The 17,462-nt window shown below is 66.8% G+C and carries 13 protein-coding genes; 9 read left to right on the top strand and 4 right to left on the bottom strand.

Going from position 1 to position 17,462, the window contains the following annotated elements; translation table 11 throughout:
• Positions 1–10 precede the first annotated feature (10 nt).
• Positions 11–829: a purine-nucleoside phosphorylase gene (locus AC50YA_RS14545; RefSeq protein WP_494982972.1), complete on the top strand. Its 819-nt coding sequence runs from the start codon at positions 11–13 to the stop codon at positions 827–829.
• 77 nt (positions 830–906) lie between these two features.
• On the opposite strand, the gene AC50YA_RS14540 is transcribed toward AC50YA_RS14545, so the two are convergent.
• Positions 907–1,392: an RrF2 family transcriptional regulator gene (locus tag AC50YA_RS14540; protein WP_494982971.1), complete on the bottom strand. Its 486-nt coding sequence runs from the start codon at positions 1,390–1,392 to the stop codon at positions 907–909.
• Positions 1,393–1,504: 112 nt separating this feature from the next.
• Between AC50YA_RS14540 and AC50YA_RS14535 the strand changes: the two genes are divergently transcribed.
• On the top strand, positions 1,505–3,274 hold the full coding sequence (locus AC50YA_RS14535; protein WP_494982970.1) for a phospho-sugar mutase: 1,770 nt from the start codon (positions 1,505–1,507) through the stop codon (positions 3,272–3,274).
• A gap of 130 nt (positions 3,275–3,404) precedes the next feature.
• Here the strand turns inward: AC50YA_RS14535 and nirD are convergent, their stop codons facing one another.
• Positions 3,405–3,767 (bottom strand): nitrite reductase small subunit NirD, encoded by a 363-nt coding sequence (nirD, locus tag AC50YA_RS14530; protein ID WP_494982969.1) that lies wholly within the window; start codon positions 3,765–3,767, stop codon positions 3,405–3,407.
• A 263-nt stretch (positions 3,768–4,030) separates the two neighbouring features.
• Here nirD and nirB point away from each other — a divergent pair, with 263 nt between their 5' ends.
• From nirB to AC50YA_RS14500, 6 genes are all read left to right on the top strand, one after another.
• On the top strand, positions 4,031–6,676 hold the full coding sequence (nirB, locus tag AC50YA_RS14525; protein WP_494982968.1) for a nitrite reductase large subunit NirB: 2,646 nt from the start codon (positions 4,031–4,033) through the stop codon (positions 6,674–6,676).
• Between the two features lie 2 nt (positions 6,677–6,678).
• Positions 6,679–7,713 carry a uroporphyrinogen-III C-methyltransferase gene (cobA, locus tag AC50YA_RS14520; RefSeq protein WP_494982967.1) on the top strand — a complete coding sequence of 345 codons (1,035 nt, stop codon included), beginning with the start codon at positions 6,679–6,681 and terminating at the stop codon, positions 7,711–7,713.
• A 14-nt stretch (positions 7,714–7,727) separates the two neighbouring features.
• Positions 7,728–8,882 (top strand): uroporphyrinogen-III synthase, encoded by a 1,155-nt coding sequence (locus AC50YA_RS14515; protein ID WP_494982966.1) that lies wholly within the window; start codon positions 7,728–7,730, stop codon positions 8,880–8,882.
• A 146-nt stretch (positions 8,883–9,028) separates the two neighbouring features.
• Entirely contained in the window at positions 9,029–9,946 is a 918-nt protein-coding gene (locus AC50YA_RS14510) for an FAD-dependent oxidoreductase (RefSeq protein ID WP_494982965.1), read from the top strand.
• Positions 9,947–10,047: 101 nt separating this feature from the next.
• Entirely contained in the window at positions 10,048–10,773 is a 726-nt protein-coding gene (gene deoC / locus AC50YA_RS14505) for a deoxyribose-phosphate aldolase (RefSeq protein ID WP_494982964.1), read from the top strand.
• 52 nt (positions 10,774–10,825) lie between these two features.
• Positions 10,826–11,071, top strand: coding sequence for a hypothetical protein (locus AC50YA_RS14500; RefSeq protein ID WP_494982963.1), 246 nt, complete (start codon positions 10,826–10,828; stop codon positions 11,069–11,071).
• 85 nt (positions 11,072–11,156) lie between these two features.
• Here the strand turns inward: AC50YA_RS14500 and AC50YA_RS14495 are convergent, their stop codons facing one another.
• Both AC50YA_RS14495 and mfd read right to left on the bottom strand, forming a co-directional pair.
• On the bottom strand, positions 11,157–11,978 hold the full coding sequence (locus AC50YA_RS14495) for a metal-dependent hydrolase (protein WP_494982962.1): 822 nt from the start codon (positions 11,976–11,978) through the stop codon (positions 11,157–11,159).
• Positions 11,979–11,984: 6 nt separating this feature from the next.
• A complete protein-coding gene (mfd, locus tag AC50YA_RS14490; RefSeq protein WP_494982961.1) occupies positions 11,985–15,680 on the bottom strand; it encodes a transcription-repair coupling factor in 3,696 nt (1,231 codons plus the stop codon).
• 180 nt (positions 15,681–15,860) lie between these two features.
• Between mfd and AC50YA_RS14485 the strand changes: the two genes are divergently transcribed.
• Positions 15,861–17,414 (top strand): SDR family oxidoreductase, encoded by a 1,554-nt coding sequence (locus AC50YA_RS14485; RefSeq protein ID WP_494982960.1) that lies wholly within the window; start codon positions 15,861–15,863, stop codon positions 17,412–17,414.
• Positions 17,415–17,462 lie beyond the last annotated feature (48 nt).

Here is a 17,462-nt window from a genome sequence, read left to right as displayed (position 1 = left end):
ACTTGTACCAGTGAGTAATACAGACTTCCAGAACACGGACCCTTTCGCCGCGGCACGCTCCGCCGCTGACTACATCGCCCAGGAGACCGGAGTGGACAGCCACGACGTCGCCCTCGTCCTGGGCTCAGGCTGGGCCGAAGCCGCCGACCTCATCGGCGAGACCACCGCCACCCTGACCGCTGACACCGTCCCGGGCTTCCATGCCCCGGCGGTCGAAGGACACGTGGGCACCATCCGCTCCGTCCTGACCAAAGAGGGCAAACGCGCGCTGGTCCTGGGCGCACGGACGCACTACTACGAGGGCAAAGGCGTCCGCGCCGTGGTCCACGGCATCCGCACAGCTGCCGCTGCCGGCTGTAAAACCCTGGTCCTCACCAACGGTTGCGGAGGGCTGAACGAAAGCTGGACGCCGGGCACTCCGGTGCTGATCAAAGATCACATCAACCTCACCGCAACGTCTCCGCTGGAAGGCGCAACGTTCGTTGACCTGACAGATCTGTACAGCTCGCGCATCCGCGCCCTCGCCCGTGAAGTGGACGCCTCGCTGGAGGAAGGTGTCTACGCCCAGTTCAGCGGGCCGCATTACGAAACGCCGGCAGAGGTCCAGTACGCCAAGCGGATCGGCGCGGACCTGGTGGGCATGTCCACCGCATTGGAAGCGATCGCCGGCCGCCACGCAGGCATGGAGGTGTTCGGAATTTCACTGGTCACCAACCTTGCGGCCGGCATCAGCGCCATGCCACTCAGCCACCAGGAAGTCATTGAGTCCGGCCAGGCCGCCGGACCGCGCATCTCCAACCTGCTGGCGGGCATCATCGCAAAACTGTAGGACAACGCGGGGTCACTTAGCGCCCATCCGAGGCCTTCCAACGGGCGCTAAGTGACCCCGCGTTGCCTATGGGCTGGTCAGGACTTAGCGCCCACGAGCTGCCGGACGGTGGACTCCCGGGCCTCGGGAAACCGGCGCTCGATGGACTGGGCGATCCCGGCAATGCTCTGCCGGGACAGCTCCGTCCGCCAGGTGACTTCGGCATGGCGCATGGTCTGCGAAATAAGGCACGTGCGGGCGTAGTCGGCGTCCATACTCCCGCCCGGCGCGTCCTTGGCGATGCCTTCGCACCGGAAGGCATGGTCATTTCCTTCGATGGCGAGGACCACGTCAAGGACTGAAATCCGGTCCGGACGCCTGGCCAGCGAAAAGCCGCCCCGAGGGCCGGACACCGAGGTCAGGATGCCGGCCCGCACCAGTGCCTGGAGTTGCTTGTTCAGGTACGCGGCGGGAAGCTTGTAGAACTCGGCCAGCCGTGCGCTGCTGACGGCCTCCCCCGGCGCGGTCCAGGACATATTGACGCAGCTATGCAGCCCCCACTCAACACCCTGCCCCAGTTTCATATTCGCGACGTTACTTGTCCAGAAAATTTACTGCAAGGATTTCGCTGGTTTCCGCTGTCACAGGCGAGTGTTCAGGGACAGTTCCTGGAGCAATGACGATAGCGTTGACCGCATGACGTCCTCCGATGCCGCTTCCTTGTTCAGCCAAGCCCGCGAATGGGCGGCCAAAGATCCGGATCCCGCCACAGCCGCAGAGCTCACAGAGCTGCTGCAACTCGCGGAGGAGGGCTCCCCCGCAGCGTCACAGGAGCTGGCAGACAGCTTCAGCGGCACGCTGCAGTTCGGCACCGCGGGCCTCCGCGCCGCCCTGGGCGCCGGGCCGAACCGGATGAACCGCGTGGTGGTGCGCCGCGCCGCAGCCGGGCTCGCCGACTTCCTGGTTGATGCGGTGGGTGAAGCCGCGCCCGGGACCCGGCCACGCGCCGTCGTCGGCTATGACGCCCGCTATAACTCCGACATCTTCGCCGAGGAAACGGCGGCCATCTTCACGGCCGCCGGGATTGAAACCTTCCTGATGCCGTCCGCGCTGCCCACCCCGCTGCTCGCTTTCGCCGTGCGGGCCCTCGATTGCGACGGCGGCGTGATGGTGACGGCCAGCCACAATCCCCCGCAGGACAACGGTTACAAGGTGTACCTGGGCCGTCATGCCGTGGAGGGCAGCGGCCGCGGAGCGCAGATCGTTGCGCCCTACGACGCCAGGATCGCCGCGCGGATCGAGGCCGTGGGCGCCCTGGAATCCATCACCCTTGCCGCGGACGGCTGGACGGTCCTGGACCCGTCGGTTGCGGCGGATTATGAACGCGCGACGGCGGCACTCGCCGATGCGGCCCGCTTTCCGTCCCGTGACCTGCGGATTGTCCTGACGCCCATGCACGGCGTCGGCGGCGAAACTGCCGTGGCGGTGCTGAATGCTGCCGGCTTTGCCGATGTCACCTTGGTGGCCGAACAGGCTGAACCGGATCCCGACTTTCCCACGGTGAACTTTCCCAATCCGGAGGAACCGGGCGCGCTGGACCTGGCCTTTGAGACTGCCGCCCGCGTCGACGCCGACATTGTCCTGGCCAACGATCCGGACGCGGACCGAGCTGCAGTGGCGGCCAAGGATCCTGACACCGGCGCGTGGCGCATGCTTCGCGGCGATGAGGTCGGGGCGCTGCTGGGGGCACACATTGTGGCCCGGCTGGCGGCCGGCACCGACGAAGCATCCGGCAGTGCGGACGAAGCAGGCAGTGGTGAAGGGGCCGGCGTCTTCGCCAATTCGATTGTGTCCTCGCGCCTGCTCTCCCGCATCGCCGCCGCGGCAGGATACGCGCATGAGGAAACGCTGACCGGGTTCAAATGGATTTCCCGTGTGCCCGGGCTGGTCTACGGCTACGAGGAAGCCCTGGGCTATTGCGTTGCACCGGATCTGGTCCGGGACAAGGATGGGATCTCTGCCGCTGTACTCATCGCGGAAATGGCTGCCGCCGCCAAGGCGGACGGAAAAACCATCTTCGACACCCTGGACGAGCTCTACCTTCAGCACGGGCTTCACGCCAGTGACCAACTGAGCATCCGGGTGGCGGACCTGGGCCTGCTGGACGCCATGATGAACCGGCTCCGGGTCAGCCCGCCCGATTCGTTCGGTTCGTCCGCTGTTGAAACTTTTGTGGACCTGGCCGAAGGGAGCGAGCACTTGCCGCCCACCGATGGCCTGCTGTATCTAACCCGGGACGAGACCCGGGTCATCATCCGGCCCAGCGGCACAGAGCCCAAGCTCAAGTGCTACCTGGAAGTCATCCTCCCGGTTGAGTCGGCGGCCGAACTGCCGGAAGCTCGCCAGGCAGCCCGGACCGCCCTGGACCATGTGCTCGGCGACGTCCGCGAAGCCCTCGGGCTCTGACGTTTCGGTCCGCCCGCGAATCTGACGTTGACGGCCCGCCTTCGAATAGGGGCGGCCGCGCCCCGCATGACCGTTGCTGGCCCGAACCGCTTATGCGGGGTAGGGCAGCTCAAGGGCGGTTCGCCCGGCCCTAGACCTCGACTTCGATGAAACCGTCGGAAATGCGCGTGCTGAACGTTTCAAGGCGCACCGCGGCGGTTCCGAAGCATTCGCCGGTTTCCAGGTCGTAGACCTCTTTGTGCAGCGGCGAAGCGATGGTGGGGCGCGTGCCGCGTGAACCCAGAATGCCGCGTGCCATCACGTGGGCGCCGGTGGCCGGATCTTCGTGGGCCACCGCAAAAACCTCACTGGGGCCGGTCCGGAAGAGTGCCACCTGGCGGCCCGCAATGAGTGCTGCTTCGCCCCAGGCGAGCTCAAGCTCGTCCACGGCGCAGACCCGGTGCCAGGTAACGGTGTCGGCGGCGAGCGCCCCAAGTTCCAGTGTTGCCGTCATGTCCGGCTCCTCTCCCCGTGCTTGATTGGCCACCTCTATGGCCGTACCAAACAACTTAGGCAACGGGTGTTTCAAAGGCGTGCAGTGAATGTGTCCGGCGCGTAAAAGAGACCTCACCCAATCGGAAACGCGTTCGTGATGCAGAAGTTAAGCCTACGAAACAATTGGGAAACTGAAGCGAAACTGCGACTACCTAGTCTGAATGGACACCTCGTCAGAGAAAGTCGCAGAACATCGTCTGCGGCACATGCGAAAGGCCCACAGTGACCGAACAGACTTCACGCCAGACGGCAAAGCGCCGGATCGTCGTCGCCGGTGGCGGCCCTGCTGCCCACCGCTTCGCCGATGCCATGCACACCCGGGGCCTTGAGGGCTGGGACGTCACGGTCCTCACGGAAGAAGCCCACCTCCCCTACGACCGCGTGGCGCTCTCCAAGGCACTGACGGACAGCAGTGTGGACCTGACCCTCGGCTCCGCTTCAATGTGGGACCACGGCTCCCTGTCTCTGAAGACTGGCGAGCGCGTGGTCAAGATCAATGCCGAAGCAAAGACGGTTGAGACCGCTGCCGGCAGCATCTTCGAATACGACGACCTGGTGGTTGCCACCGGCTCGAATGCCGCACGCCTACCCATCCCCGGTGCCGAGCACACGCACGTCTACCGCACGCTCGAAGACGTCTGGGCCATCAACGAGGCAATTACCGGGCTCACGGAGAAGCTCGGCCGCAAGGTCAACGCCGTCACTATCGGTGGAGGCCTCCTCGGGCTCGAATCGGCCGCCGGCACGGAGCAGCTGGGCGCCAACCCGATCGTCATCGACGGATCGCAGTGGCTGATGGCCACACAGCTGGATGAAGGCGCGGGCCAGGCAATGGGCCGGCTCATCAAGGCCAAAGGCTTCGCAGTCCACGGCGGCGTATTCCCTTCGGAAGTATTGTCCGACGACGACGGCGAGGTCACCGGTGTCCTCATGGCAGACGGCCGCATTATCGACGCTGACCTCGTGATCGTCGCCATCGGCGTCCGGCCGCGCGATGAACTCTTCCGCGCAGCCGAAGGCGAAGAGCAGCTGTTCAGCCTGGGCCAGCGCGGCGGCGTTGTCATCAACGATTTCTGCGCCACGGAAGTTCCGGGTATCTGGGCTATCGGTGAAGTGGCCAACTTTGAAGGCATGTGCCTGGGCCTGGTTGCCCCCGCGAACACCATGGCCGAGATCGTCGCGGACCGCCTCCACGGCGGCGAAGCCACCTTCCCCGGCTTTGACACTGCCACGAAGCTCAAGCTCTCCGGCGTCGACGTTGCCAGCTTCGGTGACGGGTTCGCCAAGACCGAGCACTCCCTTGAAATCGTCTACGCCGACCCCGCCCGCGGTGTCTACCAGAAGATCGTCACCACCGATGATGCCAAGACCCTGCTCGGCGGCATCTTCGTAGGCGACGCAACTCCGTACATGAGCCTGCGTCCGCTTCTGGGCCGCGAACTTGCCGCTGAACCCGGCGCCTACTTGAGCGCGGCCGGCGGCGGCGACGCCCCGGAAACCGAACTCCCGGACGACGCCATCCTGTGTTCCTGCAACAACGTGGCCGCCGGCACCATCCGCGACACCATCAACGGCTGCGGCGCCTGCGACGGCAACGCCCCCGTCCAGGAACTTGGCGAGCTCAAGGGCTGCACCCGCGCCGGAACCAGCTGCGGATCCTGCGTGCCGATGCTCAAGAAGCTGCTGGAAACCGAACTCACCAAGTCCGGCGTCGAGGTCTCCAAGGCACTCTGCGAACACATCGAGCTGTCCCGCCAGGAACTCTTCGACGCCATCCGCGTCCTGGAACTGACCTCCTTCGAAGAGATCATGGCCAAGTACGGCACCGGCGCCGGCTGCGACATCTGCAAGCCGACCATCGCCAACATCCTGGCGAGCCAGAACAGTGCTTACGTCCTGGATGCCGGCCGCGGTACCCTGCAGGACACCAACGACCGCGCCCTCGCGAACATGCAGAAGGACGGCACGTACTCGGTGGTCCCCCGCATTGCCGGCGGTGAAATCACCCCCAAGAAGCTCGGCGTCATCGCCGCCGTGGCCGAGAAGTACAACCTGTACACCAAGATCACCGGCGGCCAGCGGATCGACATGTTCGGTGCCCGGCTGGAAGAGCTTCCGGAAATCTGGAAGGAACTGGTGGACGCCGGCTTCGAATCCGGCCAGGCGTACGGCAAGAGCCTGCGCACGGTGAAGTCGTGTGTTGGTTCCACCTGGTGCCGCTTCGGTGTCCAGGACTCGGTGGCCATGGCCATCCAGCTCGAGCTCCGGTACCGCGGCCTCCGCAGCCCGCACAAGCTCAAGATGGGCGTCTCCGGCTGCGCCCGCGAATGCGCCGAGGCCCGCGGCAAGGACGTCGGCGTGATCGCCACGGCCGACGGCTGGAACCTGTACGTCGGCGGCAACGGCGGCGCCACCCCGGCCCACGCCCAGCTGCTGGCCAAGGACCTCGACGACGAAACCCTGATCAAGTACATCGACCGCTACTTTATGTACTACATCCGCACGGCCGACCGCCTGCAGCGCACCGCGCGCTGGCAGGAAGAGCTCGACGGCGGCATCAAGCACGTCGAGGACGTGGTGGTCAAGGACACCCTGGGCATCGCCGAGGAGCTCGAGGCCGCCATGGCCAAGCACGTTGATACCTACGTGGACGAATGGGCGGACACCCTGAAGGACCCCGAGCGCCTGCGCCGGTTCCGTTCCTTCGTCAACGCCCCCGACCAGAAGGATGACTCCATCACCTTCGTCTCCGACGAGCGTGGCCAGATGCGCCCTGCCACTCCGGAAGAAAAGACCCTTGCCAGCCAGCAACCAGTCCTGATCGGCGCCTCCATCCCCATGCGGCCCCGCGCCGAGAACGAGGTATAGCCATGCAGCTCAGCATTGATCTCACCGGCCGCGAAGTCCTGGTCACCGGCTCCGACCACGCCGCCCGCCAGGCGGTGCGCCGCTACGAGGCCGCGGGCGCCGTCGTCTACCGCCTCAGTACCCCTGCGGGTGCAGCGCATGACGGCCCGCTCCCCGAGCGTCCGTTCCTGGTCGCAGCGGTCGACGACGGCCAGCCCGGCTGGGAGTCTCTGCTCGAGCGCTGCGCCGCCACCGGCATCCCGGTGGCGGCCGAGCCGGCGGCCGGACCCGTCGGCCACGTCACCCTGGTGGGTGGCGGACCCGGCACCACCGACCTGCTGACCGTCGCCGCCGTCAAGGCCCTCCGCGATGCGGACGTGGTGTTCTTCGACCGGCTGGCTCCGTGCCAGGACCTGCCGGACCTGACCTCCGCCGAGCTGGTGGATGTGGGCAAGAAGCCCGGCCACCACAAGGTGGGCCAGGCAGACATCGAAAAGCTGATGGTGGAGAGCGCCCTCGCCGGAAACAACGTGGTCCGCCTCAAGGGCGGCGACCCCTACGTCTTCGGCCGGGGCGGCGAGGAAGTGGCCTCCTGCGTGGCGGCGGGCGTGCCCGTCCGTGTCATCTCCGGCGTCACCAGCGCGATCTCCGTCCCGGCGGCCGCCGGCATCCCCGTCACGCACCGGGAAGTCAGCCATATGTTCACCGTGGTCTCCGGCCACGCGCCGCTGACCGAAAAGGAACACACCCACCTGGCCGGGCTGGGCGGCACCATTGTGGTCCTGATGGGCATCGGCACCCTGCACCAGCTCGCGGCCGGACTCCGTAAAGCCGGCATGCGCCCCGACATGCCCATGGCCGTCGTCGAACGCGGTTACCGCCCCGGCCAGCGCACCACCATCGCGGACCTTGGCACCATCACCTCAGCCGCCGCCGGGTGCAGCAATCCCGCTGTGCTGGTCATTGGCGAGGTGGTTCGCGTGGCGGAAGCCAACCGCGGGCATGCTGAGGCCGCCGCCGACCTCGACCGGCTGGCGGCCTCGCTGCTCGGTTCATGAAAGGATTGACCCCCATGAACGCACTGGCACCAGCTGAACCTGCCCAGCTTGAAGCGACGTCCGGGCCGGAGGCTGCGGACTCCCCGTTGGAGGGCTTCCGCATCGGAGTCACCTCGCACCGCCGCTCCCGGGACCTCATCGAGGCTCTGGAACGCCGCGGCGCGGAAGTACTTCACGCGCCCGCCCTCAAGATCGCTCCGGTGCAGGAGGACATCCGCCTGATCGAGGACACCAAGGCCATCATCGCCGCACGCCCGGACCTGTGCATCGCCACCACGGCGTACGGCATGCGCCGCTGGTGCGAAGCTGCCGATTCGTTTGGAATCGGTGAGCAGCTGCTGGAAACCCTCGGGGCATGCCGGATGTTCGTCCGCGGCCCCAAAGCCCGTGGCGCCGTCCGCGCGGCCGGACTCGCCGACGTCGGCATCAGCAGCGACGAAACCACCGCAACGCTGGTGGACATGCTGCTCGCCGAAGGCGTGCGCGGCAAGACCGTGGCCGTGCAGCTGCACGGCTACACGGACGTCCGGCAGCTGGAACGGCTGCGGATGTCCGGCGCCACAGTCCTGACCGTCACCCCCTACCGCTGGGTAAAGCCCGACGGCGAAGACCGGCTTCCGCGCCTCATCGAGGCTGTGTGCAGCGGCAACTTGGACGTGCTCACCTTCACCAGCGCCCCCGCCGTCGATGCCGTGTGGAGCACCGCCCACGAAATGGGCGTGTACAAGCAGCTCATCGAAAGCCTGAAAACCAATGTCACCACGGCAGTGGTGGGGCCCGTCACGGCCCAGCCACTGATCGACGCAGGTATCTCGCCGCTCATTCCGGAGCGGTTCCGGATGGGCGCCCTCATCCGGCTGGTGTGCGAGCACCTTGCCCTGAACCACGTGCGTCGGCTGGACACCGCATCCGGCAACCTTGAGCTCCGCGGGCGCAGCCTGCGAATCGACGGAGCGCAGGTTGAGCTGGCGCCTGCGCCGCTGCTGCTGCTGCGTGCCCTGTTGGGGGCAGGTGGAGCCGTGCTTTCCCGGGAATCGCTGTCGGAGCTGCTCGAGCTCAAGGGCTCCGTCCACGCCCTGGACATGACTGTCAGCCGCCTGCGGTCCTCGCTGCCGGACGGCCGCCTGGTGGAAACAGTGGTCAAGAGGGGTTACCGGATCCGGGTCTAGCACCTCCCTTCCCTCCAATTGTTACCGGGCGGTAAATGGCAGCGACCATATGGAAACACGGTGGAAAAACAGGCGGCCTAGGCTGGGGTTCACCACGAACTTCCCGGCCGGAATACACTGACGGCCGCCGGCGAAAGGGCCAGCACATGTCCGCATCCGCACCCTCCACTGTCACCTCCGTCCCCAGGGCCCCGGCTTCCGGGCCCGCCGCCGGCTCCCCCCGTATCGTCATCGCCGGGGCAGGGCCGGCAGCGCAGGCCCTGGTCAGCCAGTTGAACCGCGCCCGGTTCGGCGGCACCGTCACGGTGCTGAGCAACCGGGACGACGCCTCCGCGGAACTCCTGGACCTGGCCGCACTGCCCCAGGTCTCACTCCGCTTCGGCCAGCCTGCCAGTTTCGTCGACGCCGGAACCCGCACGGTGTCCACCGCGGACGGCATGGAATTCGGTTATGACCACCTGGTCATCGCCACGGGTTCGGCACCGGAGGAGGTCCCCGTGGAGGGTGCCGCCCACTGCCTGAGCTATTCCACGATCGACGACGCCTCCGCCATTGGCGCAGCCGTTCGGGACCTCACCACAGAACTGGGCCGCCGCCCCCTCGGCATCCTGGTGGGCACCGGCACCGCCGCAGGACAGGCCGAGGCCGTGCTGCGCGCCCGCGGGGTCAGGCCCATCCGCACCACGCTCCGGCCCGCCGCGGTGAAGGCGCCCGTTCCCGGCTCGGGGCCCAACGCCTCTGGAATCGTTTTGGTCGACGGCAGCACCATGTTCGGCGATCTTGTGGTCCTGGCCGAGGAAAGAGTGTCCCGGGACGGGCTCGCGGCAAGCGCCGGGGTCCGCACGGCACCCGGCGGCGGGATCGCCATCAGCCAGGACTTCCGGACCTCCGTTCCCGGCATCTGGGCCATCGGTGATGCCGCAGCGTTCAACGGCGTCCGGCTGGGACTGATGGTCGCGGCGGCTTCTGCCGCGGGCGCCTGCGCCGCACAGCTGATGACCGCGATATCAGCGGCGGAAGGCCCGTCCGCGGGTGCGGCGGATCGTGTGCCTGCGGCCGCCTGAGCGTCCGCCCGCCGTGACACCCGCTGTGACAAGATGGTCACCTGAACAGCCACGCACTGCGTGGCTCCGGCGGCCCATAAGGCCACATGGAAAGGACCATCATGAGCAACGCAGCCACTCCTGCCCGCCAGACTGGAGCCGGTACTGACTCAGCGTCGGACAACATCGCTTCCTACATCGACCACACGCTGCTCAAGCCCGAGGCCAGCGAAGCGGAGATCCTCAAAGTCTGTGCCGAGGCCGCTGAATACCACTTCAAGTCAGTCTGCGTGAACCCACTCTGGGTCAAGACGGTCAAGACCGCGCTCAAGGGGTCCGGGGTCCTGACCTGCTCGGTGATCGGCTTTCCCATGGGTGCCACGCCCAGCGACGTGAAGGCCTTTGAAGCCCGCGGCGCGGTGCTGGACGGTGCGGACGAAATCGACATGGTCATCAACATCGCGGCGGCCCGTGCCGGTGACAAGGGTGCGCTGGTGGACGATATCTCCGCCGTCGCAGAGGCGGTCCACGCGGGCGGAGCCATCCTGAAGGTCATCATCGAAACAGCGTTGCTCAGCGACGACCAGAAGGTCCTTGCCTGCCAGGCGTCCGCTGCAGCAGGGGCGGACTTCGTCAAGACGTCCACGGGGTTCAACGGCGGGGGTGCCACGGCCGAAGACATCGCCCTGATGCGCCGCACTGTAGGCCCCGATCTTGGCGTCAAGGCATCCGGCGGCGTACGTTCCCTGGCCGACGCGCAGGCTATGATTGCTGCAGGTGCAACACGTATTGGTGCCAGCTCCGGCATTGCGATCGTCAAGGGTGAACAGGGTTCATCCGGCTACTGACGCCGGTCCGGAGCCGCCACAGTTTGAGCCCCGCGGGGCCGAGGAGGAAAGAATGTCCAGCAAGACCACCGAGTCCGGCAACGCCACGGTACAGACCCCCCAGAACGAGAACAGCCTTATGGGCAGCATCCTTCTGTTTGTACCCATGATGGCGCTGTTCCTGGGCTCCATCTATTCCCTGTCCTTCCTCACGCTCGGCAACCCGTGGCCGATGGCCGTCTGCCTTGGCCTGTTTTTCCTGGCGTTCTGGATCCCGCAGACCGTTATGGGCCGCTCCGATTCAGCCGGCGGGAAATAAGAACCCTCGGTAGCTCAAAGGAATGCGGCCCCGGATACTCCGGGGCCGCAGCCTTTTAAGTCATGGACGCCTAGTAGCGCCCGCGTCAGCCCGCGCCAAGCAGGCGGCTGACCGTGGTCTTTCCGATCGCCATGGCCGCAGGGAAATGTGCTTTCGCCAACGACCAGGCCGCTACGCACATGCCCACCATCGCGTAGGCACTGACCGGGATCAGCACCAGCCACTCGCGCCGGGAACCTGCGCGGCCCAGCAGCGGCAGGGAAAAGGCGCCGTTGGCTTTCCAGACGTCGTTGAGCACCGGCAGCTTCCGGAGGAACTTCGGTGGCTTGATGACGATCGGCCAGAGCAGCGGCACGCCCCCGGTGGTGATCATGTCCCCCACGATGTGGACCACTACCCCGGTCAGCATCGATACGGGGAGCCAGGTCCACTGTTCAGGCGCGAACCATGTGACCAGTCCGGCCATGGTCAGGGCAAAGATCCAGTTGCTGATAAAGCCGGACTTGGGAAACAGCTTCAGCGCCTTGGCCGCAATGTTGATCATGAACATGCACAGCAGGCCGGCACCCACCGACAGCAGGCCCCAGTCCGTCTGCAGCTGGAACTGTCCGGCCATCATGGCCAGCAGCACAAAGCACGCCGCGCCGAGCACGGAGTGGGTGCCCTGCCGGTGCCCGCCGCTGACGTTTTCAATCCCCACGGCAATCACATTGGACAGCGGCGGCAGCGAGTTGGCTACCGTGCTGTGGCGGTGGTCCCAGTCGCACACGAGCGCCGTTCCCGCCGTCGCCATCCCGCCAATGAGGATTCCCGTTGCGTCCAGCGGATACCAGCCCAGTGTGTACGGTCCCGTTGAGGCAATAGCTACCCACGCCGCGGCTCCCGACGCGGCGTGATGTCCTCCCATCAAGCTCTAACTCACCGCCAGCGGTGCGTCAGAGAAAATGTTGCGGATGACCCCGTTGGCCCATTCCAGGATTTCGGCGTCCTGCAGGTCGCGGCCGCCGATCCTGGCGGTCTTGGGCTTCGGAATCAGCACCGCGTCCAGGGTGGGCTTGGACTGCGAACCCGGGTACATCCGGGTCAGCCGCATCAGTTTCGACTCCGGCAGCTGCGCCGGCGAGAACTTGATGAAGTTCCCCTGCAGCGCGACGTCGGACAGGCCGGCTTCGCGGGCACCCACCCGGAAGCGGGCCACGGCGATGAGGTTCTGGACCGGCAGCGGCGGCTCGCCGTAGCGGTCCACAAGCTCGGCCAGGACCTCCTCGATGGCCTCGTACGTCAACGCGGAGGCCAGCTTGCGGTAGGCCTCCAGGCGGAGCCGCTCCCCCGGCACATAATCGTGCGGGAGGTGGGCGTTGACCGGCAGCTCGATCTTCATTTCGGCAGCCTTCTCCTCGGCGTCGCCGCGGAAGTCGGCTACCGCCTCACCCACCAGGCGGATGTAGAGGTCGAAGCCGACGCCCTGGATGTGGCCGGACTGCTCGCCGCCCAGCAGGTTGCCGGCGCCGCGGATTTCGAGGTCCTTCATGGCCAGCTGCATGCCGGCGCCGAGCTCGTTGTGGGTGGCGACGGCCTTGAGCCGTTCCAGGGCCACCTCGCCCAGCGGCTTCTCGGACGGGTACAGGAAGTAGGCATAGGCGCGTTCACGGCCGCGGCCCACCCGGCCGCGGAGTTGGTGCAGCTGGGAGAGGCCGTACTTGTCGGCTCCGTCCACGATCAGGGTGTTGGCGTTGGAGATGTCCAGGCCGGTTTCGATGATGGTGGTGCAGACCAGGACGTCGAAGCGCTTTTCCCAGAAGTCCACGATGATCTGCTCCAGCCGGCTCTCGGACATCTGCCCGTGCGCCACCTCAACGCGCGCTTCCGGAACCAGTTCACGGATCCTGGCGGCCGTCCGTTCGATGGTGGACACGCGGTTGTGGACAAAGAAAACCTGGCCTTCGCGCATCAGCTCACGCCGGATGGCTGCCGAGGTCTGCTTATCCGTGTACGGGCCCACGTAGGTCAGCACGGGGTGGCGTTCCTCCGGCGGCGTGGCCAGCGTGGAGGTTTCCCGGATCCCGGTCAGGGACATCTCCAGGGTCCGCGGAATGGGTGTGGCGCTCATGGCCAGTACGTCCACGTTGGTGCGCATCTTCTTCAGCGCTTCCTTGTGTTCCACGCCGAAGCGCTGCTCTTCGTCCACGATTACCAGGCCCAGGTCCTTGAACGCGAAGTCCTTGGAGAGCAGGCGGTGAGTGCCAATAACGACGTCAACGGAGCCGCTCTTGACGCCCTCCACGGTCTCTTTGGTTTCCTTGGTCCCCTGGAACCGTGACAGGGCCTTGACCCGCAGGGGGAAGCCGGAGAAGCGTTCGGTGAACGTCTCGTAGTGCTGCTGGGCCAGCAAGGTGGTGGGCACCAGGACCGCCACCTGCTTCCCGTCCTGGACGGCCTTGAACGCCGCCCGGACCGCGATCTCGGTCTTGCCGTAGCCCACGTCGCCGGACACCAGGCGGTCCATGGGGATCTCCCGCTCCATGTCCGCCTTGACCTCGTTGATGGTGGTCAGCTGGTCCGGCGTCTCCACATACGGGAAGGCCTCCTCCAGCTCGCGCTGCCACGGGGTGTCCGGTCCGAAGGCATGCCCCTTTGAGGCCATCCTCGCGGAGTACAGCCGGATGAGTTCGCCGGCGATTTCCTTGACGGCCTTGCGTGCCTTGGACTTGGTGCTGGCCCAGTCCGAGCCGCCCATCTTGCTCAGCACCGGAGTGTCGCCGCCGACGTAGCGGGTCACCTGGTCCAGCTGGTCGGTGGGGACAAACAGCCGGTCCCCGGGAGCGCCGCGCTTGGACGGGGCGTATTCCAGGACCAGGTATTCGCGGACGCCGTCGCCGCCGCCGGCCACCTTGCGCTGGATGAGTTCAATGAAGCGGCCAATGCCGTGCTGTTCGTGCACCACGGAATCGCCGTTGACCAGCTGCAACGGGTCCACGGCGTTCCGCCGCTTGGACGGCATGCGCCGCATGTCCTTGGTGGAGCCCGCGGAGGTCCGTCCCAGCAGGTCCGCTTCGGTCAGCAGCCCCAGCTTGAGGCTGTCCAGGACAAAACCGCGTCCGACGGCGGCAGTAGTCACCTCGATGATGCCCGCCTGCGGCTCCTTCTCAAGGGTGTCCACCCGGGCACAGGGGATGTCGGCATCGTGGAAGAGTTCCGCAAGGCGCTGCGCAGGGCCGGGACCCTCCGTGGCCACGACGATCCGCCACTGGTCCCGGACGTGCGAGCCAATGAAGTCCATCATCTCGGCCACGTCGCCCTGGTACCCGCGTGGCTCGCGGGCTCGGAGGTTCAGGACGTCGATCTCCGGCAGCAGCTCCTCGTCCGTGGCCAGCGACGTGATGGACCACCAGGACACCTCGTGCTCCAGCGAGAAGCTCCGGGTTTCAGCCAGGGAACGGAAGCTGGCGGAGTGCAAAGCTGCCGAAGCCTGCGAGCTGAGGTCCAGCGGAGCCGTGCCGCCATCCGAGGCCGTGGACCAGGCTGCTTCCAGGAACTCCTCGTTGGTGGCAGCAAGATCGTGCGCGCGCCTGCGGACCTTTTCCGGTTCAATGATCACCGAGATGGACCCGGCGGGCAGCTGCTCCACGAACGGGACCATGGCATCCACCAGCACCGGTGCCAGGGATTCCATGCCTTCCACTGCGATGCCGCCGGCGATCTTCTCCAGCATGTCCGCGGCCGCGGGGAGCTGCGCCTTCAGGGTGGCCGCGCGGGACATCACCGACGGTGTGATCAGGATTTCGCGGCAGGGCGGGGCGTGGAGCTCGGTGGGGTGATGCACGCCGGGCGCCGACAGCGAGCGCTGGTCGGCCACCGCGAACCAGCGCATCTGGTCCACCTCGTCGCCGAAGAACTCCACGCGGATGGGATGGTCCTCGGTGGGCGGGAAGACGTCGATGATACCGCCGCGGACGGCAAATTCGCCACGGTGGGTGACCATGTCCACGCGTGCATAGGCGGCGTCGGCCAGGCTTCGCACCACGTTGGTGAACGGCATGTCCTGTCCCACCTTCAACGTGACCGGAACCAGGTCACCGAGCCCGGCGACGATCGGCTGGACCACCGCGCGGACCGGCGCCACCACCACACGCAGGGGGCCCGCCGTCGAACCTTCCGGGTGCGCCAGGCGACGCAGGACGGACAGCCGCCGGCCCACGGTGTCCGAGCGGGGTGAAAGCCGCTCGTGCGGCAGGGTTTCCCAGCTGGGGAACTCGGCCACTGAATCGGCTGGCAGGTAAGCGCGCAGGGCCGCCGTCAGATCCTCGGCTTCGCGTCCTGTCGCGGTGACTGCCAGCACCACAGGGGGGAGCCCGCCGTCGGGCGTTCCTTCTTTGGCACCGGCGGTCAGGCCGTCTGCCATTTCCGCCAGCAGGACGGCGCGGAGTCCGGCCGGCGCACTGATCTGGTAATCCTGGCCCCGGACGTCAAACCCCCTCGCTGCCTCCGCCTGGACCCGCGCGAACGTCTGGTCTTCGGCCAGCACAGGGCGCAGTCCGGCAAGCGAGGGACCAGCGTGCGACGGGCCAGGATGGGACGGGCCAGGATGGGACGGGCCAGTGGGGCTCATGGCGGAAACTCCTGTGGGTTCACGGAAAAGCAGGCAACACGAAAACCCGAAATTCTCTTCGAATCCCGGGTCATCCCAGCCTACCCCTGCCCCGGGGCCCGCCGGGCACCCCGTTGCTAAGCTTGCTGAGAAAGGCGCGCCTGTTGGGCGCATCCGCCCGCCCTTCCTGAGGAGCCTTCAGTGAGCGATAGCAATAGTCCGAGCGACACTCCCAACACGGTGGCCGCGGGGACGGAGCGAACCGTCCTGGTGACCGGCGCCACCGGCTACATCGGCGGCCGTCTGGTCCCCCGGCTGCTGGAGGCCGGGCACACCGTAAAGGTCCTGGTCAGGACGCCGGCAAAGATCGCCGGCGTGCCGTGGCTGGGCAGGGTTGAGGTGATCCAGAGCAGCCTCGACGACGGCGCCGCCCTGCACCAGGCACTGGCCGGCGTCGACGTGCTCTACTACCTCGTCCACTCCATGGCTTCCGGCGCCGGCTTCGAGTCCAAGGAAAAGGCCATGGCGGAAACGGCCGCCACAGCCGCTGCCGCCGCCGGCGTAGGCAGGATCGTCTACCTTGGCGGCCTGCACCCGGCCAACGTGGAGCTGTCCACGCACATGCGCTCCCGGGAGGCCGTGGGAAAGATCTTCCTGGACAGCGGGGTGGACGCGGTGGTGTTCCAGGCCGGTGTGGTGATCGGTTCCGGGTCCGCGTCCTTCGAAATGATCCGCCACCTGTCCGAAACCCTTCCGCTGATGCCGGCCCCGAGCTGGGTGCGCAACAAGATCGAGGCGATCGCCGTCCGGGACGTGCTGCACTACCTTGTGGGCGCCGCAGCCATGGACGGGCCGGTCAACCGCACTTTCGACATCGGCTGCCGGCAGGTCCTGAGCTACGCGGGCATGATGAAGGAATACGCCGCCGAGGCCGGGCTGCCGTACCGGGTGGTTCTGGCTTTGCCCATTCCCGCCCCGAAACTCGCCGGCGTGTGGGTGGCCCTGACCACGCCCATCCCGCTGTCCATGTCCCTGCCGCTCGTCGAGTCGCTGCAGCACGATGCTGTGTCCCGCGAGCACGATATCGACGCCCATATCCCTGTGCCTGCGGGCGGCCTGACTCCGTACCGGAGGGCCGTTGCCCTCGCCCTGGGCAAGGAGCGTGACGGCCAGGTGGAAACCACGTGGTCAAATGCCGGGGCAGACGCCGATCCGCTGCCCAGCGATCCGGACTGGGCAGGCCACACGGTCTACGTGGATGAGCGGACCTTCCACGGGGATGTTGATCCTGCCCACGTGTGGACCATCATCGAAGGGATCGGCGGCCGGAACGGCTGGTATTCGCTGCCGCTGGCATGGCGCGTGCGTGGCTGGCTGGACAAGCTCACCGGCGGCGCGGGCCTGCTGCGGGGACGCCGGCACCCCGGCACCCTGGGCTCAGGCGAAGTGGTGGACTGGTGGCGTGTGGAGCGGATAGAGCGCGGAAAACTGTTGCGCCTCCGCGCGGAGATGCGTGCCCCCGGACGTGCCTGGCTTGAGCTGTCCGTAGAACCTGACGGTACGGGCAGCCGCTACCGGCAGCGAGCCATTTTTTTCCCCAAGGGCCTCAGCGGAAAGCTCTACTGGCTGGCGGTACTGCCGTTCCACAGCCTCATTTTTCCGGCGATGGCACGGAACATCACAACGGCGGCGCAGAAGATCGCCAGCGCCGACAGCGCGGAAGCCGGTTCCAACAACACGCACGGCTCCCCGTAGGATGTGGGGAGCAAAAAGCGTTCTGACCTACACATCACTGGAGGACCC

The sequence above is a fragment of the Pseudarthrobacter sp. RHLT3-21 genome (genome assembly GCF_059383495.1).
The sequence above is the reverse complement of the archived record's forward strand: the minus strand, read 5'-3'. Positions and strand labels throughout refer to the sequence as shown.